The organism is Caballeronia sp. GAFFF1, assembly GCF_023630705.1.
Classification (GTDB): Bacteria; Pseudomonadota; Gammaproteobacteria; order Burkholderiales; family Burkholderiaceae; genus Caballeronia.
The window spans coordinates 72705-95246 of the sequence record NZ_JALQEM010000030.1; the positions used below are offsets into that span (position 1 = coordinate 72705).

Here is a 22542-nt window from a genome sequence, read left to right on the forward strand (position 1 = left end):
ACTTGCCGGTACAACATGGTCACACTGGTTAGCTGCTTTTCCGACCGCCGCGCGACATCGTCACGCGACAACCACGCCGAGTTCTGTCGCCGAACCCAAGCGGCTCAATACGACGAGTCGATGTCGAGCAGCGTCGATTCGCTCGAACTCGGTGTCCTCTTCAAATACCAGATGATCAGCGACCGGCTTGCGCGCGCGGCCGAAGGCGAGGTCGTCATCTTTGCGACGGAGAATGCGCTTTTCGTTCGCTTCGAAGATTTCGGCCGGATCATGGAAGGACGAGACAGCCTCGTGACCAAAGGCTTCTTCGGCATCAACACGGAAATGTTCGTTATCCGAAATACCGAGGAGAACCGCCGCATCGCGCGTGGCATGGCTGCGCGATGCCGGGCCTTTTACGAGTACGGGAAGTTCGTTACTGAAGAAGAATTGCTGGAGGCGTTTCCGACTGTTGCCGACTGGGACGTATTGAACGGCGTGATACCGATTGCATCCATGTGGTCGGGGCAGCACCCGGACCTGCGCGGCGCGCCGGTGGTGGCGGTGTCGCTCGTGTTCACGCCGCGTCTCTACAGCAAGTACGGTCCACGCTGGCGAGCCGTGTTCGCGCGTCATCTGAACGCGTGCCATGCGGCCGGACACAGCGCGTTCTTCGACGCCCCGCCGCCGCCTCAATGCGATACGGATGAGCCGCTGACCGTCTATCAGCCGGGCCGGGCGATCGCGGTCGTCATGTTGTACACGCCGAACATTGCGGGCTATGCGCGCTTCGGCGAAGCGAGCCTGCGCGCGTTCTGCGAGCGCCACGGCTACACGCTGTATCAACATCGCGCGGTGCCAGCCGACTTCCAGCGCGAAGCATGCGGTAACTGGTCGAAGCCGTTCTTGCTCGCCAGATATCTGCCGAATCACGAATGGGTCTTCTGGATCGATGCCGATATCCTCGTCATGAATCCTTCCGTGAAACTCGAACGATTCACCGAGGGCCGCGATCGGGTGTTGACCGCCGATATCTGCGGCTGGCGCTTCAATTCGGGCGTGATGGGCTTTCGCAACACGGAGGCGAATGCGAACGTGCTTAAAAGCGTGCTTGGGCGCGTGCTCGAAACAGAGGACATCAAGTACACGTTTTCGAGCCAGGGCGACCAGTTCTATTTCATGGAGCAGATGATCTCGCACGGCCTGTGTCCCGAGCCGGACTCTGCGGACCTCGTGAGCTTCAACGAACTCAACACGCCGTGGTACTACGCGAACCCGGATACGTTCATGTGCCATTTTCACGGCTTGAGCACGGAGCTGCGCATGCTGTTCATGTCGATGGATAAGGTTCCGGAAGGCGGATACGAATCGATCGAGAGGTAGTCCCTTGCGTAGCACGACGGGACCGCGGCTTGCTGCAACGTCTTTGAACGATGACCCCGTCAAAGGAGGGCAGCATGACTCAGGTCTCAGGCGACAACGACGGCACGCGCGCAACGGCCGACGACATGGACGAACCGGTGGGCGCCCCCGCCACTGGCGATACGCGGCAAGAGAAACTCGATGCCCGCGAAAAGCAGAAGCATCCCGCGAGCGAGAACGCGCTGCCGACCGCGCAGGACAACAACCCCGTGCCGCCGCAATCGACGCGCGGCTAGTCCAACTATCTGACGAGGATTCGCCGAATGAGCGACTATATCGACTGCATCGCCGCGCTGGACCGATGCGCCGCCGCTTGCGACAACTGCGCCTCGGCGTGCATTGCGGAAGGCCACCTGCCGGACATGGAGAAGTGCATTCGTCTCGACCTCGACTGCGCGGCGCTGTGCCGCTTCACGTCGGAATCGCTGGCGCGCGACACGCAGTTCATGCGCGATTTTCTGGACCTGTGCGCGCGAATCAGCGATGCATGCGCCGACGAGTGCAGCCGTCATACTGCGAGCCATTGTCAGGCGTGTAGTGACGCGTGCCGGAAGTGCGCCGAGGCGTGCCGGGCGATATAGGACACGGCAGCGAGCCGGCACGTCGCGCCGACCTTATCCACACTTTCTGTGCTCAACCCTGTGGACAAGCCGGGGACCCGCTCGCTATCCATTTGACGCGACGAACAAATCTCCGGGCGAGCGAATGCGCGTCGCCACACGGTGCGCGTCGCTCATCGATGCTACCTTGGCCCGTCAACACGAAATGGGGATGAGATGAAGCGCAAGTCTTCGGGCGTGGCCGTGGTCGCGGTGCTCGTGGGCGTGGCTGTCGCGGTGACGCTCTATATCGCGAGCTACGGCAGGTCGTCGCATCGCGCGAGCATCGACATGCCGACGACGCACGACGCTATCGCGACGCAAGACATGCACGCGAGCGAAGCGGCCTTCACGGCAGCGCCGATGCAGCCCATTTCCGATCCTAGCCACACAACCGCGGCACGGTAAGCTCGGACATCGTCGCGTCCATTCTTTGTCCTCGACGCGGCGCATCACGGGAATGCCCCTTGCTGAACGGCTTGGAACGTCAAGCTGGAGCACATTCCCTTGGGCCATCCATCGCAGCAGATCCCGTCCCCCGTCCTGCCTGTCGATGCGCGCGGCATCATCGGCAACATGAAGACGGCGGCGCTGGTGTCGGTGCGCGGCACGATCGACTTCATGTGCTTTCCGCGCGTCGATTCGCCCACGCTGTTCGCGGCGCTTCTGGACGACGAGCACGGTGGCTCGTTCTCGATCTCCCCGCGCGATTCGAACGCCAACGTCAAGCAGATGTATCTGCCCGAGACGAACGTGCTGCTCACGCGCTTCATGACGGGCGAGGGTGTCTGCGAGTTGCTGGACCTGATGCCCGTGCCGTCTTCCGACGCGCGCGTCGACGCCGTGCCCAATTGCGTGATGCGCATCGTGCGCATCGTCTACGGTCGCATGACGCTGGATGTCCGCTGCGATCCGCGCTTCGACTATGCGCGTGTTCCGCACACGGCACATGCGGTAGAGAAGGGCGTGCAATTCACGAGAGCCGACAACGGCACGCCGCTGGAACTGCGCGCGAGCGTGCCGCTTTCCATCGAGCGTGATGGTGTACGCGCGACACTCGAGATGAAAGAAGGCGACTCGGCCTGCTTCGCGCTAGGCGCGGTCGACGCCATGCCGAAGCTCGACACCAAAGAGAAGTTCGACGGCATGTTGCAGGAGACCATCGCTTTCTGGAAAGAGTGGTCGTCTCGCTCGATCTATCGCGGACGATATCGCGAAGTCGTGCTGCGTTCCGCGCTGACGCTCAAGCTGCTGAGTTCGGACGAACACGGCGCGATCGTCGCGGCTCCGACGTTCGGCTTGCCGGAAGCGCAGGACGGCTCGCGCCGGTGGGACTATCGCTATACATGGATTCGCGACGCCGCATTCTCCGTTTATGCGCTCTTGCGTCTCGGCTACACCGGCGAGGCCGAGCGCTTCATGCACTGGATTGCCGAGCGCAATCGCAATTGCAGTTCCGACGGATCGCTTGCCGTCATGTATGCAGTGGACGGCAAGCCCGCGCCCGACGAAACGCAGCTCTCGACGCTGGGCGAATCGACGCCGGGCACGCTCGTCGTGGGCAACGGCGCGCGTGGACAAACCCAGCTCGATGTCTATGGCGCGCTGCTTGATTCCGTTTATCTCTACAACAAATACGGCGCGGCGATCTCGTATCAAGGCTGGCAGCATGTCACCCGCACGGTCGACTATGTGGTGCAGCACTGGCGCGAAGCCGATCACGGCATATGGGAGTTTCGCAACGGCAAGCGGCCGCTGCTGCATTCGCGGCTGATGTGCTGGGTGACGGTGGATCGCGCGCTGCGTCTTGCGCAGAAGCGCTCGCTTCCCGCGCCGCTTGCGACATGGTTTCAGACGCGCGACGACATTCATCGCGACATACACGAGCATTTCTTCAACGAAGAGCTTCAGTCGTTCGTGCAGACGCCGGGTTCATCGACGCTCGATGCGTCCGCGTTGATGATGCCGCTCGTGCGCTTCATCGGCCCGAAAGATCCGCGCTGGACCGGCACGTTGGATGCGATCGGCCGCGATCTGCGCGTGGATCCGCTGGTGTTCCGATACACGCGCGGCACGACGCTGGACGGTCTTCCCGGCATGGAAGGCGGCTTCAGCGCGTGCTCGTTCTGGTATGCGGAGGCGCTCGCGCGCTCGGGCCGCGTGGACGAAGGGCGGCTCGTGTTCGAGAAGATGCTCGCCTATGCCAACCATCTCGGGCTGTTTTCGGAAGAGGTTGCGACCAACGGCGCGGCCCTCGGCAATTTCCCGCAAGCGCTCACGCATCTGGCGCTGATCAGCGCGGCGTATCAGTTGGACCGGGATCTGGATCGTACGCATGTGCCGTGGACCTAAGGGCGGAACGTGAGCGCTTCGGCGCCATGCGTCACTTGACATAACACAAATTAGCGATGTTTCGGTAAGCACCCAAAACAGATTTCGCCGCCCCCAAAGCATTCTGCGGAACACGGCCGGCTCATTCCGCTGGCGGCATCGGCTCCGACGCGCCGAGCGAACTCTCTTGCGCCGGCGACGCGCCCGGTCCCGCCGGATTCACATCCGGCGGCGTGCCGAGCGTCGGGCTCGGTTTGCGCTCGGGCGGCGCGACCGGTTCATTAGACGGATCCGCGGCGGGCGACGATTCGCATCGGAAGGCATGGCGTGCTCCAGCTTTCTACATAACGAAGCTAACGCCGGTATTCGCTATGCCCGCCAGCGGACCAACGCCTAGACCACTTTGCCCGGATTCAAAAGCCCGAGCGGATCGAGCGCGCTCTTGATCGCACGCATCGCGTCGATGTCCGTCTCGCGACGGCTTTGCGAAAGGAACGCTCGCTTCTTGACGCCGATGCCGTGCTCCGCCGAGATCGACCCGTTCAACTCGCGCGTGACGTCGTAAATGACGCGGTCGATATCGTCATGATCATGCTTGCCCATGCCCGGCACGTCCACGACGATATGAATGTTCCCGTCGCCCAGATGCCCGTAAATCATGACGAGCGACTGCGGCCAGTGCTCGCGCAGACGTGCCTCGCAGCGCGCGGCAGCCTCCCCGACTTGCGCGATGGAGAAGCTCACGTCATAGGCAGCGTGGTTCGGGATGAACCGCTGATACTCGCCGGGCGCATCGCGGATCGCCCAGAACGCGAGCGCATGCGCTTCCGACGACGCAATCGCCGCGTCCGTCACGATGCCTTCTTCCAGCATCGCGCCGAGAAATTCCTCGAAGGCTTCGCCGTGGCGCGCCGGATCGGTCCCGACGCTTTCCAGCAAGACATAGAACGGATGCGCTGAACCGAGCGGCGCGCGCAGCTGCGGCAAGTTGGCGAGTACCGCATCGTGATAGCCGGCCCACATCACCTCGAATGCGGACACACCCGACGCCAGCCTCGCCTGCGAACGCGCAAGCAGCGTGGTCACCGCGTTGAAGTCCGGCAAGCCGCACCATGCAGTCGCGGTCGCAGTGGGCTTCGGACGCAAACGCAGCACGACGCGCGTGATAACCGCAAGCGTGCCCTCGCTTCCGATCAGAAGATGCCGCAAGTCGTAGCCGCTGTTGTTCTTGATCATCTTGTTGAGATCTCCGACGATGGCACCGCTTGCCAGCACCGCCTCCAGTCCGAGCACCTGATCGCGCATCATGCCGTACTTGATGACGCGATTGCCGCCCGCGTTGGTCGCGAGGTTGCCGCCGATCGAACAACTGCCGCGTGCGCCGAGATCGAGCGGAAAGTAGAAGCCCGCCGCGCTCGCCGCTTCCTGCACGGTTTGCAACGCGGTGCCGGCTTCGACTGTCATCGTGCCGGATACTTCGTCGATCTCTACGATGCGACTCATGCGATCCAGGCTCAGCGCCACTTCGCCGCCGCGCGCATTCGCGCCGCCGACGAGTCCCGTCAATCCGCCCTGCGTGACCACGGGCTGCTGGAAGCGCGAGCAAATCGTGAGCGCCTGTGCCACTTCTTCCGTCGTGCGCGGGCGAATGAGCGCAAGCGGAATCTCGCCCGGCAGTCCGCTCCAGTCCACGACGCGCCGGTCGCCGAATTCGTCCGGAAGCGCGACCACTTCCGCGCCGAGGGTCTCGCGCAATGCGCGTATTGCTTCTGTTGCCGTCATGTGCTGCGTGTCTCCGTGTGCGTTGCGGCGTCGCTTGATCGAATGCGCGCCTTCGTCACCATATACCGCACCGGGCGGCGACGGCAAGCGCACGAGCGTATGCGCCTTCATGCGGTCATCGCGCAGCCGCGCCCTGCCCGTTCCTCGCCGTCAATTGTTCGTACACGTCATGCGACACGGCGAGCAATTGCGGACGCGCGATCGCACCCGACACCGCATAGCCGAAATCGCCATCGACCCAATAGAACACGTTGACGGAGCCGTCCTGATAGAGCTTGAACGCAGTCACGTCGGTGCTCACCTTGCGATGCGACACGTTGAGCGTAATGCGCTCGCCCTTGGCGTCGTGATACATGAACTGCGCAATCGGGCCTTCGTCGCCGGGCAAGAGCCGTCCGCCCATCAGATTGAACCCGACGCGCGTGAGCACGGGCGCATGCACGTCGGTGCCGAGCCGGTTCGACAGCCACTTGACGAGCTCCTCTTCCTGGTCCGCGCCGACCTCGACCGGGCGCGTCACCATCGGCGCATACGTGACGTACGCAATCGCGGATTGCCGAGCGAACGACTCGTCCTTCGTCAGGCTAGCGTGACGAAGCGACGCGTTCTCATCGCCGGACGCGAGCATGTCGCGCGCAGGCGGACTCATCATGCCGGCCACGCCAATGCCTATGCCGAGCACGAGCGCCGCCGCCATGCCCGCATACTTCGGCCAGTTCGCCGCGGGACCGCGTCCGGCGTTCACCTTTGCGGCGGGCGTGGTGCTGGCATCGGGCGCGTCCAGTGTGTCCAGCACGCGCGTCAGACGCTCCGGCAACGGTTCTTGCAATACGCGATCGAAGCGATCGTGAAGCATGCCGCTCAACGCGAAGTAATCGCTGACGCGGCTCGCGAGCGCAGGGTCGGTCTCCAGCAGCCGATCGATCTCCTCGCGCCGGTGCTCGCCGAGCACGCCATCCACATAGGCCTGGATTTCCTCTTCGCTGATGGGAGTCGTTTGTTTGTTCATCGCACCACCTTCAGTTGCACGCCTTCCTGCTTGCCTGCCATGAGCGCGCGTAACCTTTCTCGTCCACGCGATAGCCGCGACATGACCGTGCCGAGCGGAATCTCCAGCGCGAGTGCCACTTCCGCATACGACATCTCTTCGAGTCCGACGAGCAGCACCACCTGACGCTGTTCGACAGGCAGCCGTTGCAGCGCGTAATCGAGGTCTCGCATTTCGAGCGATTGCGTGTCCCGGCTTGCCACCGCGAACTGGCTTTCGTCGAGCGGGTCGTCGTCGACCGAGACGTGCACCGCGCGTGCATCCGCGCGCCGCGTCTGATTGGCGAAGACGTTATGCATGATCGTGAAGAGCCACGCGCGCAGATCGGTGCCCGACTGAAACTTGTCCGTGTGCCTGAGCGCGCGTTCCAGCGTGTCCTGCACGAGATCGTCGGCGAGTTCCTGATTGCGTATCAACGCGCGAGCATAACGACGCAAGCGCGGCAGATGATCCATGAGTTGTTCGCGCACGCTCATCGGCGCACCTCGCGGGGCAATCTTGCGTTCATCGTTCATTCCATTGCATGTTCTGACGAGCCATCGACACTTCGGCGGCACGCATGAGCCCCGGCGTACCGGCGCGAGCTCCGACCACCGTGCGAACGCCCGACGTCGATATCCATTCGACAAGACGCGCTGTTCCGATTCTATGCGCGCGCCACGTTGCGCGCATGAACGACGGCGGCGCGCAAGTCGAGAGCAGCACGAGCGACTGATTGCTCCCGTTGCGATACGAGAACACCTTAACGGTCGAGAATGCCCCGAGCGTGACGTTCGAAGCATCGACGGCGTAAAAGCCCGCCGATGAAAGATCGGGCGCGTCCGCGATGCTCGCCGCGCGTGCAGGCGCCGTCGACTGAATCGCCAAGGCGGACAGGGCAGCGCGTTCCAATGCTGCGTCTGGTAGGCGCACCGTGGCCCAGATCGCGCCGATCACGAGCAAAAGACAACCAGCGATGGCTGTCCACAGCCGCAACCGCGCGCCGGGCCGCCGATGACTCGTTTTCCGCGCGCTGCGTTCGTCGCTGAACATCTCCCGCAACTGCGCATTGAGCCGATCATAGAACACCACTCTGCGCGCTTCCTCGGGCCGGCGAGCGAGATAGGCATGCAGCGACGCGGCCCGTTCCGACGCGAGCAGGCCGTCGGCGAAGGCCTGTACGTCGGCTTCGGAAAGGCGAGTGTCGGAATGCGGGTCCACGTCCACGATCGTTGTCCTGCGCTTGGGCGAGTCGTTTCTCGAGTGCTAACAACATTGCGAGGCGTTTATTCCCGCAAGCGTCTAATTTTTTGGGCGGCGATCACGAGCCTGCATAGATATGGCAGAAGCTGTAAGGACCCACGCAGTCCGCCGGGGTCATCGACGCACTCCCCGCCCCCGACGCGGTCTTCATGCCGCCATAAGCGCCGCTCTCGGGCGTCTTCATGCGCGCTGTCTGGTTCTGATAGATGGGGCTGATGTCCGGATACGAGGCATCCGTCACGAGACGCGAGCCGCTCTGCTCGGCCTGCACGAGTTGCGCGCGCACGTCGTCGCGCGTGAGACCTTGCGCGAATGCGCCCGTTGAGACGACGAGTGCGGCGGATACGGTGAATACTTTGGCGATGTTCATGTTCGACTCCTTGAGAATTCATTGGGCTTGCATGAAGGCAAACCGTCCGCGGAGCCGATCTATTCCAAAGAATTTAAATCGACGACTTGTTGGAATAACGCCGCAAGCATTTGTGTTCGCGTCACTGATCCATCGAACAGCGAGCGAACACCATGAAACGGGCACCCTTCTCACTAATGAGACTCTTGCGTAGTCCGAGGCGACATGCACGCGAACTCGCAAAACTGGCGGTCATCGGCGGCAGCGTGCTCGCGATCGGCACTGCGTTCGCCTACGTGGCGGGCATCGGCGACACGCACAGGCTGACTTCGACCAAGATCGTCGACACGCTCGAAAGCGTGAGCGGCGTGCATGCGGGATACCGGCGCAATCATGCCAAAGGCGTATGCGTCGAAGGCTGGTTCGACGGCAATGGCAACGCGTCATCGCTTTCCCGTGCCGAAGTGTTCACGCGGGAGCGCACGCCGGTGACAGGCCGCTTCGCGATACCCGGCCCCAATCCGTTCGTCAGCGATTCAGGCAACCCCGTGCGCAGCCTTGCCCTCGAATTCCGCCTGCGCGATGGCGAGCAGTGGCGCACTGCGATGAATAGTACTCCTGTATTCATCGTGAACAGCGCGCAGGGATTTTATGAGCAACTGATCGCATCGCGTCCCGATCCGAAGACCGGCAAGCCCGATCCCTCGAAGCTTGCCGCGTTTTTTGCGGCGCATCCTGAGACCCGGCCCTTTCGCGATTGGGTCAAGACGCACGCGCCCTCTTCGAGCTTCGCTAATGCCGCGTATTACGGCATCAACGCGTTCCGAGCGACTGACGCTTCGGGCGTCACGCATGGCGTGCGCTGGTCCCTCGTTCCCGAAGCCAACTACGTGGCCGTATCGCAAAGTGACGCCTCGCGTCACGACTTCCTCGACGAGGAACTGAGAGGCCGCCTCGCTCACGGCCCGCAACGGTGGCACCTGATCCTGACCGTCGCGCAACCGGGCGACGCCACCAACGACGCCACCAAAGCATGGCCCGACGACCGGAAGCATATTGACGCCGGCACGCTCGTGATTACCCGCGAGGGTCCGCAAGCCGACGGCGCTTGCCGCGACATCAACTTCGACCCGACCGTGTTGCCCGCTGGGCTCATGGTCTCGGACGATCCCTTGCTCGCGGCCCGTTCGTCCGCGTATTCCGTTTCGTTCAACCGCAGAACGCATGAGGAGGCGCATCATGAAGCGCACTGACGCGAACCACTTCAGTCCGGCGGCGCGCTGGATTCACTGGCTCATGGCGGTCCTCGTGATCGCCATGCTGTTCATCGGCGTCGGCATGGTCGCGACGCTTTCGTCGTGGCATCAGACGCTGATCGCCATACATCGCCCTCCCGGCATCGTGATTCTTGTGCTCACGGTGCTGCGTCTCGCCGTACGCATGACGCACCATACGCCCGCCCTCCCCGACGACATGCCGCGTTGGCAGCGACGCATCGCGCATGGCTCGCACTGGCTCTTCTATGCGCTGCTCTTCGCGATGCCGCTCGTCGGATGGTCGATGCTATCCGCAGGCGGATTTCCGATTGTCATGCTGGGCGGCGTGCATCTGCCGCCAATCGCACCGGTGAGCGTGCGTCTCTATGCGTTCCTGAGAAGCGCGCACACGTATCTCGCTCTGCTGTTATTCGCGACCTTCGTGATGCACTTCGCCGCGGCCCTGTTCCATGGGCTGATTCGTCGCGACGGCGTGCTCTCGAGCATGGCGCGCAGCGGCCGATGACGGACGTGCGCGTTCATTCATTCGGCGAGACCTGTTCGATTGCAACCATCAAGTCTTCCGTATGGACCATGAGTTCGCGCACTCGCCGCAGCATCGGATATTGGTCCAGCACGCCGCGCCAGCGAGGCGACGCGAGCAGATCATCCCACACGGGTTCGAGGGTTCGGACATCGGCTGGTCGATGATCTTGCCGCATGCAGGCGAAATCGAGGCTGGCTTGCGCCGACAGTAGTTGCATGCGGCTGCCCGCGCCGAGAACGCGCTGCGCCGTGTCGGCAGGCGCATTGCAGCAGTAGAGAACGGTGCCTTGCAAGCTGTCCTCGTCGGTGGTCAGGCGGTGTAGTGACGAACCGCGCAGACGCACGGCGCCCTGGGCCGTTTCGAATGCGTACGAGACGTTTTCCTCGGCATGCGCAAGAAGTTCGATTCCACGAAGCAGCCGGGAAAGATCGGTCGTCGCCGCATCGACGGAGGCCTTTGATTCGACGAGCAGACAGACATCCCATTCCGGGGCTTCATCGGCGTTGTTGGCCCGTTTGAGCAGCACGGCATCCCACTCGCTCTTGGCGCGTTCGGCGCGACCCGGAATGGACGCGGGAACGTGCATGGAGGTCACGACGCGATACGCCGCACGATCGCCGTCTTCGTCTCCAAGACGGTCTGCCAAAGCTTGCAGCGCGTGACTGGCGCGCCCCTCGGCCGCTGCCCCGCGCTTCTGCGATGCGTTACCTTCCGCGGCGGCTTGCGCGCTGCCGGAGCGCGGACCATGCCGGTCCCATAGCGACAGATACGCCTGCACGCGTTCTTCCCGAAGCAGGGTTTCGAGACGTTGCAGCCGAAGCAAGGAAGGATTCTCGATCAGCCGCGTCAGGGCATCACGGGACTGAGATTCGCCGGCGATTTCGGGGATGGCCAGCAAGCGTCGTGCGATATCGGCAAGGCCGGACAAGTACGGCGATGACGCATAGGCGTGCAATTGCGCGAGCGCCTCGCGTTGCGCATCCGACGACGCGCGTTGTTTGCCGGGATGAGCGATGGCGTTCACACTGGCGCGAATGGATCGACGATCCTGTTTCGCGTGCGCCGACAGCGACACGTATTCACGCACTTCCGCCACGCGGTGCCGGAGCAACGTGGCCTTGAAGACCGGGTCGCCGGATTCGTCGTGCAGTGCTTCTTCGATCAGGCGTGCGAGCCCTTCGAGGAAAGCCTGCTTCATCGATATGGTCGGCGCTTCGTCTCGCGAGATCGCGCAGCGTGTCTCTTCGATGACGATTGCAAGCGCCGTGGCGGGTGACGGTATCGACGATCCATCGGACAAGGCAGCGAACGCGGGCAAACGGTACCTGCGCGCCACGACGCGCAATATTTCTCGAAGCAGGAGCGGAGGAGACATGAGAGCACGAGGGATGAAACGTAGCCTCGTACTTTACCTCGTCGATGCGCGGGCGGCCGCCTGCCGCCCGGCGCCTCGCTGCGTGCGCTTATCGACGCGCAGTTCCCGACACGACATCGATCCACACGGCGAGCACGAGAATCGCGCCCTTGACGATCATCTGCCAATACGAGTCCACATCCAGCATCGACATGCCGTTGTCGAGGCTCGCCATCACGAGCGCGCCGATGATCGCGCCATACACGGTGCCGGAGCCGCCACGCATCGACGTTCCGCCGATGAAGCATGCCGCGATGGCGTCGAGCTCGCCCATCGATCCGGCAGAGGGCGAGCCCGCCGCGAGACGCGCCGTATTGACGAGTCCGCCGAACGCGCACATCAAACCCATGAGCGCGAAGATAGCGAGCTTCACGCGGTCGGTGTTGATGCCGGACAAGCGCGTCGCCTCCAGATTGGAGCCGACCGCATAGATGCGCCGGCCGAAGACCGTTTGCGTCGCGATATAGGTGAAGATGCCGAGCAGCGCGAGCAGCACGAGCACCGGGACCGGAATGCCACCGTAACGGTTGAGCGTCGCGACGAAAGCGAAGAGAATCACGCCCGCGGCGATGATCTTCACGCCTTCCTGCCACGGCGCGACAACCGGCAAGCCGTAACGCTGACGGCTGCGTCGCTGACGCAGGGTCAACACTGCGAGCAAGGCGAAGAGCGCGATGGCGAGCGTATCGCCGGCCACGCGCGGCAAGTAGCCTTGCCCGATGAACACGAGTGAATCGGACACCGGCGCAATCGTCGAACCGCCGGTTATACCCAGCAGAACGCCGCGATAGGCCAGCATGCCGCCTAGCCCGACGATGAACGAGGGCACTCTTCGATACGTCGACCACCAGCCGTTGAAGAGACCAATGGCAACGCCGAGCACCATCACCACCGGCAAGGTCGCGGCAATAGGCCAGTGATACGTGACATCGAGAATCGCGGCCACGCCGCCGAGCAGCCCGAGCAGCGAGCCCACGGACAAGTCGATTTCGCCGGAGATGATGACGAATACCATGCCGCAGGCAAGCATGCCGGTAATCGACATCTGCCGCAACAGGTTCGAGAGATTGCGCGGCGTGACGAACGCGCCATTGGTCAGGAACGAGAAGAACAGCCAGATGACGGCGACTGCGAGCAGCAGCGCTAAGAGCTTGTAGCGCGTGAATAGCTGCTTCATGCGCTGGCCGGCGGGCTGCGGCGCGCCCTGCTCGTCCTTGCTGGGCTTAGGCGTCGAAATGAGATCGGGAGTCATGCGAGGCTCGCTGAATCGATTGAGTCGGTTTCCTGCCGCGTTGCGATGGCGGCCGAAAGAATGTCTTCCTGCGTGAGGCCGTCGTTGATGAAATCGCCTCGTAACTGGCCTTCGCCGATGACGAGCACACGGTCCGAGACACCGAGCACTTCCGGCAATTCCGACGACACCATGATGATGGATACGCCGCGTTGCGCGAGTTCGAACATCAGCTTGTAGATTTCGTACTTCGCGCCTACGTCGACGCCGCGCGTGGGTTCATCGAGAATCAGCACATCGGGATTCGTCAACAGCATGCGCGTGAGTACTGCCTTTTGCTGATTGCCGCCGGACAGACTCGCGATGGACAACATCGGATGCGCCGCGCGCACGGAGAGCCGCTTCATCTCGGTGTGGATGGTATCGAGTTCCGCAGCGGTATCGATACGTCCGCCTTTGGCAAAACGCCTGAGCACCGCGAGCGTGATGTTATGCCCGACGCCCAGTTGCGGAACGATGCCATGACGCTTGCGATCTTCGGGCACCATGGCGATACCCGCCGCAATTGCGTCGCCGGGCGTGCGAATGGCAACGGGCTTGCCTTTCACGATGACCTGCGCAGCGCTCTCACCCGCGTATGCGCCGAACACTGCCTGCATGAGTTCGGTGCGCCCCGCGCCGACGAGCCCCGCGACGCCGAGAATCTCGCCTTTTCTCAGCGCGAATGACACGTCGTCCACACGTTTGCGGTTCGGATTGTTGATGTCGAAGCAGGTGACATGACGCGCTTCGAACACGACTTCGCCGATCGGCTGCCGGTCTTCCTTTGCCGGACGCGGAAAGAGATTCGTGATTTCACGTCCGACCATCATCGCGATGACGCGGTCGGTGGTCACGTTACGCATGGGATGCGTCGCGACGTGCTTGCCGTCGCGAATGACCGTCACGGTGTCGCACACGGCTTCGACTTCGTCGAGCTTGTGCGAGATATACACGCAGGCGACGCCGCGCCGCTTGAGGTCTCGCACGATGTCCAAAAGGATCTGCGTTTCCGACGCCGTAAGCGATGAAGAAGGTTCGTCGAGAATGAGCAGCCGCGCCTTCTTGTTGAGCGCCTTCGCTATCTCGATCAATTGCTGATGGCCGCCGCCGTAATTCATCACCGGCTGCGCCACGTTGATGCCCTGTATGTTCAGCTCGCCTAGCAGTTCGCTTGCGCGCTGATACATCGCCGGGTAATTCATGCGCCCGCCAGGCAGCGTGATTTCATTACCCAGGAAGATGTTTTCGGCCACCGACAGTTGCGGCACCAGCATGAGTTCCTGGTGAATGATGATGATGCCCGCTTGCTCGGTGTCGCGAATGCCGGCCGCTCGAAGCGGCTTGCCATCCCAGATGATTTCGCCCTGCCACGTTCCATGGGGATAGACGCCTGACAGCACCTTCATGAGTGTCGACTTGCCTGCGCCGTTTTCACCGCAAAGTCCCACGCATTCGCCTTGATTCACGATGAGGTCGATGCCGTCGAGCGCCTTGACGCCCCCGAACGACTTGGCGATGCCGCGCATTTCCAATAGCGCCTGTGCCATGCTTGGTGTCCTGACTGTGCTGAACGAAGCGGGCATCGCCGAAGGCAACGCCCGCAGGACCATTAATTGCCGGCCAGTTGCGCTTGCGAATAGAAGCCGTCCTTGATGACGACATCGACGTTGGACTTGGTCAGCAATGTCGGCTGTAGCAGTACCGTGTCGACTTGTTTCTTGCCGTTGTCGTATTTCGCGTTGAACGCGGGCTTGTCGCCCTTGGCGAGATCGACGGCAAGCTTGGCGGCATCGCCTGCAATGAGTTTCAGAGGCTTGTAAACCGTCATGGTCTGCGTGCCGGCCACAAGGCGCTTGACCGCGGCGAGGTCGGCGTCCTGCCCCGACACCGGCACCTTGCCCGCGAGCTTCTGCGCGGCTAGCGCCTGAATGGCGCCGCCCGCCGTGCCATCGTTGGATGCGACGATCGCATCGATCTTGTTGTTGTTCGCGGTCAATGCATCCTCGGTAATTCGCAGCGCCGTGGATGCGCTCCATTCCGGCACCCACTGCTGCCCCACGATCTTGATATCGCCGCGATCGACAGCGGGCTTCAGCACTTTCATCTGCCCTTCTCGCAGCATCTTCGCGTTGTTGTCGGTGGGTGCGCCGCCGAGCAGGAAGTAATTGCCCTTGGGTTGCGCGTTATAGACGCCTTGCGCCTGCAATTCGCCGACCTTTTCGTTGTCGAACGAGATATAGGCATCGATGTCGGCATCGAGCACCAGGCGGTCATACGACACCACCTTGATGCCCGCCTTGTGCGCTTCCGCCACGACGTTGCCGAGCGTCTTCGAATTGAACGGCACGATCACGATGACATCGACGCCGCGCGAAATGAGGTTTTCGATCTGCGATATCTGACGCGCTTCGCTTGCGTCGGCGGACTGCACCGACACTTTCGCGCCGAGCTTCGTGGCAGCCGCTACGAAATAGTCGCGATCGCGCGACCAGCGCTCCACACGCAGATCGTCGATGCAAAAGCCGATCTCGGGCTTGTCCTTGCTTGCGTGCGCGAGCGGCGCCGCCAGTGAAAAGCCTGCGCACATGGCGGCGCAGACGAGCGAACTCAATACCGAACGGCGAATGGATGATTTCATGTCTCACTCCTGTTTTGGATGGCCGCGGGCGTAGTCGTGCGAGAGCGCCCGGCGTTACATACAGTGCGCCGCGAATACGTGTCCGCAGGCGTCGCTATGATTGTTTCGACTCGAAGAGTGGCCGCTATTCGCCCGCGCTGCAATTGCGAAATCGACCGCTGGCGCTAACGTTTTTTGGCGTCGCTCAACCGTAGATCGCGCGATTGACCCAATTCTCCAGGCGCTCCTGCTGACCGCTTACGTGCCGGGGATCGATTCCGCGAGCGATGGCATCGTTCGCCAGTGCGTCGAGCGAATAGCCGCCCGCGAACACCTTGCGCCCGAATTCGGACTCCCAACCGGCATAGCGGTCTGCCTTCAGCTCGGCGAGCCGATCGTTCTCGACGAGCGTCGCTGCGCGTTCGAGCGCTATCGCAATGACGTCGATTGCGCCGATGTGACCATGCAGCAGATCCTCCGCATTGATGCTCTGCCGGCGTACCTTGGAATCGAAATTCATGCCGCCCGTCGTGAAGCCGCCGTTGCGCAGTATTTCGTAAAGCGCGAGCGTGAGTTCTTCCACGCTATTCGGAAATTGGTCCGTATCCCAGCCGTTTTGCGGATCGCCGCGATTCGCGTCGATGCTGCCGAAAATGCCGAGCGCGAAGGCCGTCGCAATCTCGTGGTGAAACGAATGCCCGGCGAGCGTTGCATGATTGGCCTCGATGTTCACGCGGAACTCGTCTTGCAGGCCGAATTGCGTGAGAAAGCCATGCACCGTGGCGACGTCGTAATCATATTGATGCTTGGTCGGCTCTTGCGGCTTGGGCTCGATCAACAGTGCGCCCTTGAAGCCGATCTTGTGCTTGTGTTCGGCGACCATGGCAAGAAAGCGCGCGAGCTGTTCGCGCTCGCGTTTGAGATCCGTGTTCAGAAGCGTCTCGTAGCCCTCGCGGCCGCCCCACAGCACGTAGTTCTCTCCGCCGAGATCGAGCGTGGCTTGCAGCGCCTCGCGCACTTGCGTGGCGGCGAAGGCGAATACGTCCGGGTTCGGGTTCGTGGCGGCGCCCGCTGCATAGCGCGGATTGGAGAACAGGTTAGCCGTGCCCCAAAGCAACTTGACGCCGCTTACGTCTTGTTTGGCCGCGAGGTACTCACGCATGCGCTTGAAATTGTCGACGTATTCGCGAATGCTCGCGCCTTCGGGCGCGACGTCGGTATCGTGAAACGTATAGAACGGCGTGCCCAGTTTGTCGAAGAATTCGAACGCGGCATCGGCTTTCATGCGCGCCATTTCCATCGCATCGCCCTGCTTGTGCCACGGCCGATCGAACGTGCCGGCGCCGAACACATCTACGCCCGGCCACACGAACGAATGCCAGTAACATACGGCAAGCCGCAGATGATCGGCCATACGCTTGCCGAGGACCATCTTGTCGGCATCGTAATGACGATAAGCGAACGGATTGTCTGAACCTGCACCCTCGAAACGGGCGCTTGGAAGATGTTCGAGCGAAGGCATCGCGTCTCCTGTTTTCGAATGCGCGCATTCGAGTCGCGCTTTAGAGTGACGCCATGCTGCCAGCCGTGCGCCCGGTGCTTCAATTGCGAAATTCGCCAGCGCGACTAGCGATTCTTGGCAATGGCCGGAGTTGATTGACGCATGCCATTAGAATGAAGCGGCTGCATAGTCGGCAGTCACGCTTCACATATGGAAAACCCTTAAGTCCGCTAAGAGATTTTCATGAATCGTCCGCATCGCATCGCGTTGCTCTTCAACGCCAACAAGGTGTACGACCGCGAGATCATCACGGGCATCGGCCAATACCTGCTCTCCACGCGCGTCGCGTGGGACCTCTTCCTGGAAGAGGATTTCAGGGCGCGGCTGACCGGCATCGAACGTTTCGACGGCGACGGCATCATCGCGGATTTCGATGACCCCGCCGTCTGCGACGCGCTCGCCGATTGTCCGCTTCCGGTCGTCGCCGTAGGCGGCTCGTATCACGATGCGGCCTGCTACCCCTCATCGTTGCCCTATATCGCCACAGACAACGCCAAGCTCGTATCGCTCGCCTATACGCATCTCATCAGCGCAGGGCTGCAACGCTTTGCGCTGTACAGCCTGCCGGAGTCCAGCGAGAACCGCTGGGCTCAAGAGCGCGAACACGCGTTTCAGGCGCTGGTCGAGGCGGACGGACTCGAAGCGGAGATCCATCGCGGCTTGCCGACGAGCGCTCCGGTATGGAGCCAGGCGAGCGCCGAACTCACATCGTGGCTGCAAAGTCTGCCAAAGCCCGTCGGCATCATCGCCGTCACCGATGCGCGCGCGCGGCATCTGCTGCAAGCGTGCCTCATTTCAGGCATTGCGGTGCCCGAGGAAGTCGCGATCATCGGTATCGACAACGATCCGCTCACGCGCTCGCTCACGCGCATCGAGCTTTCGTCGGTGATCCAGGGAACAGAGGAGATGGGACGAACGGCCGCCCACCTGCTGCATCAGATGCTCGGCGGGGCGCGCTTTGCAGGGCGGCGAATACTGGTGCCGCCGGTCGGCATCAAGGTGCTGGAATCCACGCGCCATCAACCCGTGGCGAGCCCTTACGTGATGCGCGCGCGCCATTACATTCGCCAATACGGATGCCAGGGCATCAAGACCGACCAGGTGGCGGATTACGTCGGTGTATCGCGTTCGTCACTCGAAGATCACTTCCGGCGCGAACTCGGTTGCACCGTGCATCAGGAGATCCTCAGCCACAAGCTACAGGTGGCCAAGCAATTGCTTGCGAAACAGGACATACCCAGCGCGGAAGTGGCGATACGCTGTGGCTTCACATCGCTGCAATACATGTACGCCGTCTTCAGGCGCGAGCTCGATTGCACACCGCGCGAATATCAGGAACGGCTTCAGGCCACGTCTTCGCACACCGCCTGACGCCACGAAGGGTATCGACTTATGAATATCGCCGACACCGAGGGCGCTGCCCGAACGAACGCCGACCGAATCTCCGCCGAGCGCTGGGGCAGCCTGCCAGGCGGAGACAGCGTGCGTCTCTTTACGCTGCGCAACGCACACGGCATGAGAGTCGCGATCAGCGATCTCGGCGCGACGCTCGTCTCATGGCATACAGCGGATCGCGCGGGCCGCGTGGCCGATGTTCTGCTCGGACACGACACGCCCGAAGCCTATTTCAAGGGTCGCGCGTATCTGGGCGGCATCATCGGGCGATGGGCCAATCGCATTCGCGATGCGCGCTTCACGCTGGACGGCGTGACTTATTCGCTCGATCGCAACGAAGGCTCGCAACATCTTCATGGCGGCGCAGCCGGGTTTCATCGAGCGATCTGGAGCGCGCGAGAGAGCGACGGCGCATTGGTGCTCGCGCACGAGTCGCCGGAAGGCGATGCGGGCTTTCCGGGCAACGTCGTAACGACAGTGCGCTATGCGCTCGACGACGATGGCACGCTCACGATTCAGTACGATGCCGTCGCGGACGCACCCACGCCCATCAATCTGACGAATCATGCGTATTTCAACTTGTCCGGCGACGGTTCGCCCGGCGCATGCGACATACGCGGCCACGTCATTGCGATAGACGCCGAAAGCTTCTTCGACATAGACGACGCCATGATTCCCGTCGCTCGCGCAAGCGTGGTCGGCAATGCGTTCGACTTTCGCGCGGGCGCGCCGAGCGGCGCGCGGCTGGACTGGCCGGATGCTCGTCTTGCACACGCCGGCGGCTTCGATCATTGCTATATCCTGCCGGATACGAACGAGGCCGGCGTGCGCAAGGTCGCAGTGCTGTACGACCCTGCGAGCGGAAGAGAGCTCACCGTATCGACGGACGCGCCCGGCTTGCAGTTTTATACCGGCAACTATCTGCAAGGCGTGCCCGGCCGCGACGGCAAGCCGTATCGCATTCATGCGGGACTGTGCCTCGAAGCCGGTGCGTTCCCGAACCAGATCAATATGCCGGATGCGTCGCGCGTGGTGCTGAGGCCGGGAGAGCGCTACAGCCAGACCACGCGCTATCGCGTCGGCGTGCGATAGATTCGCTCAGGAGACAGCGGGCGCGCGCACGCCCAATGTCCCCTCTCGTAGCGGCGCGTTCGTTTCCTTGATGACGCTTTCGCACAGCGCAATGACCTGCGCCGCGCTCGCCGGATTGAATAGCGAATGGTCGATGTCCGGAAACGTCATTACTCGGACGTTCGGGTATCGCGACAAGCGCATGCCCAGCTTGCCGCAATGCGCAGCCAGCAGATCGAGCCCCGCGTCATAGCTGCCATAGACGAGCAAGGTCTTGACGCCCTTCGCATCGAGCACGCGGGCAATCGCTTGAGGCGTCGTCGCTTGCTCGACAGATGCAACAGTCGAGCTGTCGAGGCGGAACGTGTCCGCGATGCGCGAACGCATGCGCGTCCCCGCATAGCCCGCAATGAAGCCGAGCACGCGCAGCAGGTTTTTATCGCCGCGCAATATCGCTTTCCATTTCTGCAACTCGAACATGGACGCTGCGTAGCCCGCCATCGAATTGCGTGTCGATTGACGCATCTCGTCCGCTGACTTGTCCTCGGGCTGTTTGAATGTCGGAATGTTCACGGCGACCACGCCTGTAATAGCGGGCTCGGACGCGGCCGCCTTGAGTGCGTGATAGGCGCCGGAACATATGCCGAACGAGAAAATCGACGCATAGCCGCGTTGCGAGAGCCACCGTGCGGCCGCCGCCGTATCGCGCGTCGCGACCGGATGATAGATGCGGCTATAGGGCGTATCCGTCTGACCCACGCCGGGTGCAGCGGGACTATCGCCGCGGCCACGCGCATCGAAACGCAACGAGGCGATGCCACGTCTAGCGAGATCGCGCGCAATGCGCACGGAGAGCCGGCTATCGCCTACACGCGAACTGGCCGATGTATTGGCAAGCAGGAATGCAGACCCACGCGACACGGGACGGCGCGGTTCGCACATGATGCCGATGAGTCCGTCATCGCCTATTATCACGGGCCGCTCGATGGCTTCGGGCGTTTCGATGCTCAGGTCTTCAGGCCATTCAGACGACATCGACGGTTCGGTGCAACGCTCGTGCGTCCCGGCGGCAAGCCACTGCACCGCCTGTCCGAACGCTGCATGCGGGATGACCGTGAAGGCCGATTCCTGAATGAATCCGGTGAGGTCGTCGAAGGTCTGAACCTGTACATCGACATCGAGCGAAGCAAGCGCATCGCGCAAGGCGTCTTTCGAACCGGCACGTCCGTGCATCAACAGCACGCGGGGCGCGGGTGCAATGCCCGATTGTTTGACGCTGGCCGTCAGATCAACGGCTTCGAGAGCACGCCTGAAGTCTTCAGCATAAGTTTGACCCAGAACGTTGAGCGGTCCGTCCTGTGGCTGCGCTTCCCGCAACGGCGCTGCGAGCTTCTCTAGCCAGGTCTTGCGCGTCACGCTCAGTTCGCGCATGTACGTGCGCCCGCTCACGACTGGCGCGAGAAGCATGAGTTCGTCCACGGGGCGGCGCAGTGCGGCATGCAACGCGAATGCGGCGCCCACTCGGAAGCCGCAGAGCGCAACGTGTTCGACGCCCGTCTGCTCTTTCAGAAAATCGACGGCGGCGCCGATGTCATCGACCGCCGACTCGAACTGACCCGGCGCGGCGTCGTCTCCGATGGAATCGCCTGTGCCCATGTAGTCGAAACGCAAGACCCAAAGGCCGCGAGCCGCGAGCAACTCCGCAAGCAGACGCAAGCCGCTATACGTCCAGACATACTCATGGCCATAGGTATTGCAAAGCACGACGCCCCGCTTACCCGTTCCTGCATGCAGCCACCCCAATCGCCCACCGAATACGACCGGTCTCATTGTTCTGTCCTCGCTCTGGCGACGTACACGAATCCCAAGGGATGCCCCCGCTCCCTTTGCTCGCCTTTTGCCGCGGGATTCGTCGTGCGAGATCCGCAGCGTCGGTGTGCTGGTTGTCGCGATTATATTGAGCAAGTCGACTTCGCAATGTCGGCTTCCGACATTTCGTTTGAATAAGCTAACGATTGGCGGCTATGGCAGCGCCTGAGTCATTGTGGTGTGGTAGACGAAGGCACCGCCCGTATTCCCTCTCCGCTTCAGGCGGCCATTGCGGGATTCACGGCTTCTTGTGCAGCAAGGCGCGCATGGGCGTAGACACGGTCGCGCTCTCGGGCGACAAGGGCCTTCTTCGAGGCCACTGTTTGACGATGAAATCTCGGGTCGCCCATCATTGCGACGTATTCGCCGCGGCGGTAGCGCAAGTAACGCTGAAAGAACTCGGCCCCGGGCAAGCCGCTGTCGAGCGCCAAAAGCACGCCATAGTCGATATCCTCGACGTCGCCAAGCGTCCTGACTGCGGACTCCAAAGCGGCGTAACGCTGTGTAAGCGGGACGCTCTTGTCGCACAACGCATGGAAACGCTGATAGGTCAGCAATTGCCGATGCGAGGCACAGCGTCGTAATGCCTTTGCCAGTTTGAGACTCAGTTCGGTTTCCACTTTCCCTCCCGCCATATCACGGATTGCAGGCGCGCGACCGCACACCATCCGCTAAAGCCGATGGCGGCTAAAACTGGCCTGCTTTCAACTGTTAAAGCAAAGAGAAATGCCGATACTCACAGTCATGTTCGACATGACTGGCACGGCAAATTAGCGTCGATTCGCTC

The 22542-nt window shown here is 62.2% G+C and carries 21 protein-coding genes; 9 read left to right on the top strand and 12 right to left on the bottom strand.

Annotated features, from left to right (window positions below):
- Positions 1–120: 120 nt before the first annotated feature.
- The 5 genes from NCR37_RS16475 to NCR37_RS16495 all read left to right on the top strand — a co-directional run bounded on the left by NCR37_RS16475 (position 121) and on the right by NCR37_RS16495 (position 4352).
- Complete coding sequence (locus NCR37_RS16475; protein WP_250473929.1) at positions 121–1362, top strand: glycosyltransferase family protein; 1242 nt, start codon at positions 121–123, stop codon at positions 1360–1362.
- Positions 1363–1436: 74 nt separating this feature from the next.
- Positions 1437–1637, top strand: coding sequence for a hypothetical protein (locus NCR37_RS16480; protein ID WP_250473930.1), 201 nt, complete (start codon positions 1437–1439; stop codon positions 1635–1637).
- Between the two features lie 27 nt (positions 1638–1664).
- Positions 1665–1982 carry a four-helix bundle copper-binding protein gene (locus NCR37_RS16485; RefSeq protein WP_250473931.1) on the top strand — a complete coding sequence of 106 codons (318 nt, stop codon included), beginning with the start codon at positions 1665–1667 and terminating at the stop codon, positions 1980–1982.
- 195 nt (positions 1983–2177) lie between these two features.
- Entirely contained in the window at positions 2178–2408 is a 231-nt protein-coding gene (locus tag NCR37_RS16490; protein WP_250473932.1) for a hypothetical protein, read from the top strand.
- Positions 2409–2507: 99 nt separating this feature from the next.
- Entirely contained in the window at positions 2508–4352 is a 1845-nt protein-coding gene (locus NCR37_RS16495) for a glycoside hydrolase family 15 protein (RefSeq protein WP_250473933.1), read from the top strand.
- A gap of 372 nt (positions 4353–4724) precedes the next feature.
- Here NCR37_RS16495 and NCR37_RS16500 read toward each other — a convergent pair whose 3' ends face one another.
- From NCR37_RS16500 to NCR37_RS16520, 5 genes are all read right to left on the bottom strand, one after another.
- On the bottom strand, positions 4725–6113 hold the full coding sequence (locus NCR37_RS16500; RefSeq protein WP_250474000.1) for an FAD-binding oxidoreductase: 1389 nt from the start codon (positions 6111–6113) through the stop codon (positions 4725–4727).
- A gap of 115 nt (positions 6114–6228) precedes the next feature.
- Positions 6229–7122 (bottom strand): anti-sigma factor family protein, encoded by an 894-nt coding sequence (locus NCR37_RS16505; protein WP_250473934.1) that lies wholly within the window; start codon positions 7120–7122, stop codon positions 6229–6231.
- Positions 7119–7637 (bottom strand): sigma-70 family RNA polymerase sigma factor, encoded by a 519-nt coding sequence (locus tag NCR37_RS16510; protein ID WP_206469523.1) that lies wholly within the window; start codon positions 7635–7637, stop codon positions 7119–7121. The genes NCR37_RS16505 and NCR37_RS16510 overlap by 4 nt, the downstream gene beginning before the upstream one ends.
- A 28-nt stretch (positions 7638–7665) precedes the next feature.
- Positions 7666–8361 carry an anti-sigma factor family protein gene (locus NCR37_RS16515; protein WP_250473935.1) on the bottom strand — a complete coding sequence of 232 codons (696 nt, stop codon included), beginning with the start codon at positions 8359–8361 and terminating at the stop codon, positions 7666–7668.
- Between the two features lie 100 nt (positions 8362–8461).
- Positions 8462–8773 (bottom strand): DUF4148 domain-containing protein, encoded by a 312-nt coding sequence (locus NCR37_RS16520; RefSeq protein WP_250473936.1) that lies wholly within the window; start codon positions 8771–8773, stop codon positions 8462–8464.
- A 185-nt stretch (positions 8774–8958) separates the two neighbouring features.
- On the opposite strand from NCR37_RS16520, the gene NCR37_RS16525 reads away from it, so the two are divergent.
- On the top strand, positions 8959–10005 hold the full coding sequence (locus tag NCR37_RS16525) for a catalase family peroxidase (RefSeq protein WP_250473937.1): 1047 nt from the start codon (positions 8959–8961) through the stop codon (positions 10003–10005).
- Complete coding sequence (locus NCR37_RS16530) at positions 9992–10534, top strand: cytochrome b (protein WP_250473938.1); 543 nt, start codon at positions 9992–9994, stop codon at positions 10532–10534. Before NCR37_RS16525 ends, NCR37_RS16530 begins: the two co-directional genes overlap by 14 nt.
- Positions 10535–10547: 13 nt before the next feature.
- Here the strand turns inward: NCR37_RS16530 and NCR37_RS16535 are convergent, their stop codons facing one another.
- The 5 genes from NCR37_RS16535 to xylA form a co-directional block, all read right to left on the bottom strand.
- A complete protein-coding gene (locus tag NCR37_RS16535; protein ID WP_250473939.1) occupies positions 10548–11930 on the bottom strand; it encodes a 3-deoxy-D-arabino-heptulosonate 7-phosphate synthase in 1383 nt (460 codons plus the stop codon).
- 88 nt (positions 11931–12018) lie between these two features.
- Positions 12019–13221, bottom strand: coding sequence for a sugar ABC transporter permease (locus NCR37_RS16540; RefSeq protein WP_250473940.1), 1203 nt, complete (start codon positions 13219–13221; stop codon positions 12019–12021).
- Positions 13218–14789 (bottom strand): D-xylose ABC transporter ATP-binding protein, encoded by a 1572-nt coding sequence (xylG, locus tag NCR37_RS16545; RefSeq protein WP_250473941.1) that lies wholly within the window; start codon positions 14787–14789, stop codon positions 13218–13220. Before xylG ends, NCR37_RS16540 begins: the two co-directional genes overlap by 4 nt.
- Positions 14790–14851: 62 nt before the next feature.
- Positions 14852–15880: a D-xylose ABC transporter substrate-binding protein gene (xylF, locus tag NCR37_RS16550; RefSeq protein ID WP_175941540.1), complete on the bottom strand. Its 1029-nt coding sequence runs from the start codon at positions 15878–15880 to the stop codon at positions 14852–14854.
- 184 nt (positions 15881–16064) lie between these two features.
- Positions 16065–17381, bottom strand: a complete 1317-nt coding sequence (gene xylA / locus NCR37_RS16555) for a xylose isomerase (RefSeq protein WP_250473942.1) — start codon at positions 17379–17381, stop codon at positions 16065–16067.
- Between the two features lie 222 nt (positions 17382–17603).
- Between xylA and NCR37_RS16560 the strand changes: the two genes are divergently transcribed.
- Both NCR37_RS16560 and NCR37_RS16565 read left to right on the top strand, forming a co-directional pair.
- Positions 17604–18791 (top strand): XylR family transcriptional regulator, encoded by a 1188-nt coding sequence (locus NCR37_RS16560; protein ID WP_250473943.1) that lies wholly within the window; start codon positions 17604–17606, stop codon positions 18789–18791.
- 21 nt (positions 18792–18812) lie between these two features.
- A complete protein-coding gene (locus NCR37_RS16565) occupies positions 18813–19907 on the top strand; it encodes an aldose epimerase family protein (RefSeq protein ID WP_250473944.1) in 1095 nt (364 codons plus the stop codon).
- A 6-nt stretch (positions 19908–19913) separates the two neighbouring features.
- On the opposite strand, the gene NCR37_RS16570 is transcribed toward NCR37_RS16565, so the two are convergent.
- Together NCR37_RS16570 and NCR37_RS16575 are read right to left on the bottom strand one after the other, a co-directional pair.
- On the bottom strand, positions 19914–21716 hold the full coding sequence (locus NCR37_RS16570; protein WP_250473945.1) for a serine aminopeptidase domain-containing protein: 1803 nt from the start codon (positions 21714–21716) through the stop codon (positions 19914–19916).
- Positions 21717–21973: 257 nt separating this feature from the next.
- Positions 21974–22375 carry a hypothetical protein gene (locus tag NCR37_RS16575; protein ID WP_250473946.1) on the bottom strand — a complete coding sequence of 134 codons (402 nt, stop codon included), beginning with the start codon at positions 22373–22375 and terminating at the stop codon, positions 21974–21976.
- Positions 22376–22542: the final 167 nt, after the last annotated feature.

What these genes read in the sequence shown, in the direction of transcription:
- NCR37_RS16475 (WP_250473929.1), top strand. Translation starts at nt 121, where the DNA reads ATGTCGAGCAGCGTCGATTCGCTCGAACTCGGTGTCCTCTTCAAATAC.
- NCR37_RS16480 (WP_250473930.1), top strand. Translation starts at nt 1,437, where the DNA reads ATGACTCAGGTCTCAGGCGACAACGACGGCACGCGCGCAACGGCCGAC.
- NCR37_RS16485 (WP_250473931.1), top strand. Translation starts at nt 1,665, where the DNA reads ATGAGCGACTATATCGACTGCATCGCCGCGCTGGACCGATGCGCCGCC.
- NCR37_RS16490 (WP_250473932.1), top strand. Translation starts at nt 2,178, where the DNA reads ATGAAGCGCAAGTCTTCGGGCGTGGCCGTGGTCGCGGTGCTCGTGGGC.
- NCR37_RS16500 (WP_250474000.1), bottom strand. Translation starts at nt 6,113, where the DNA reads ATGACGGCAACAGAAGCAATACGCGCATTGCGCGAGACCCTCGGCGCG.
- NCR37_RS16505 (WP_250473934.1), bottom strand. Translation starts at nt 7,122, where the DNA reads ATGAACAAACAAACGACTCCCATCAGCGAAGAGGAAATCCAGGCCTAT.
- NCR37_RS16510 (WP_206469523.1), bottom strand. Translation starts at nt 7,637, where the DNA reads ATGAGCGTGCGCGAACAACTCATGGATCATCTGCCGCGCTTGCGTCGT.
- NCR37_RS16520 (WP_250473936.1), bottom strand. Translation starts at nt 8,773, where the DNA reads ATGAACATCGCCAAAGTATTCACCGTATCCGCCGCACTCGTCGTCTCA.
- NCR37_RS16530 (WP_250473938.1), top strand. Translation starts at nt 9,992, where the DNA reads ATGAAGCGCACTGACGCGAACCACTTCAGTCCGGCGGCGCGCTGGATT.
- NCR37_RS16535 (WP_250473939.1), bottom strand. Translation starts at nt 11,930, where the DNA reads ATGTCTCCTCCGCTCCTGCTTCGAGAAATATTGCGCGTCGTGGCGCGC.
- NCR37_RS16540 (WP_250473940.1), bottom strand. Translation starts at nt 13,221, where the DNA reads ATGACTCCCGATCTCATTTCGACGCCTAAGCCCAGCAAGGACGAGCAG.
- xylG (WP_250473941.1), bottom strand. Translation starts at nt 14,789, where the DNA reads ATGGCACAGGCGCTATTGGAAATGCGCGGCATCGCCAAGTCGTTCGGG.
- xylF (WP_175941540.1), bottom strand. Translation starts at nt 15,880, where the DNA reads ATGAAATCATCCATTCGCCGTTCGGTATTGAGTTCGCTCGTCTGCGCC.
- xylA (WP_250473942.1), bottom strand. Translation starts at nt 17,381, where the DNA reads ATGCCTTCGCTCGAACATCTTCCAAGCGCCCGTTTCGAGGGTGCAGGT.
- NCR37_RS16560 (WP_250473943.1), top strand. Translation starts at nt 17,604, where the DNA reads ATGAATCGTCCGCATCGCATCGCGTTGCTCTTCAACGCCAACAAGGTG.
- NCR37_RS16565 (WP_250473944.1), top strand. Translation starts at nt 18,813, where the DNA reads ATGAATATCGCCGACACCGAGGGCGCTGCCCGAACGAACGCCGACCGA.
- NCR37_RS16570 (WP_250473945.1), bottom strand. Translation starts at nt 21,716, where the DNA reads ATGAGACCGGTCGTATTCGGTGGGCGATTGGGGTGGCTGCATGCAGGA.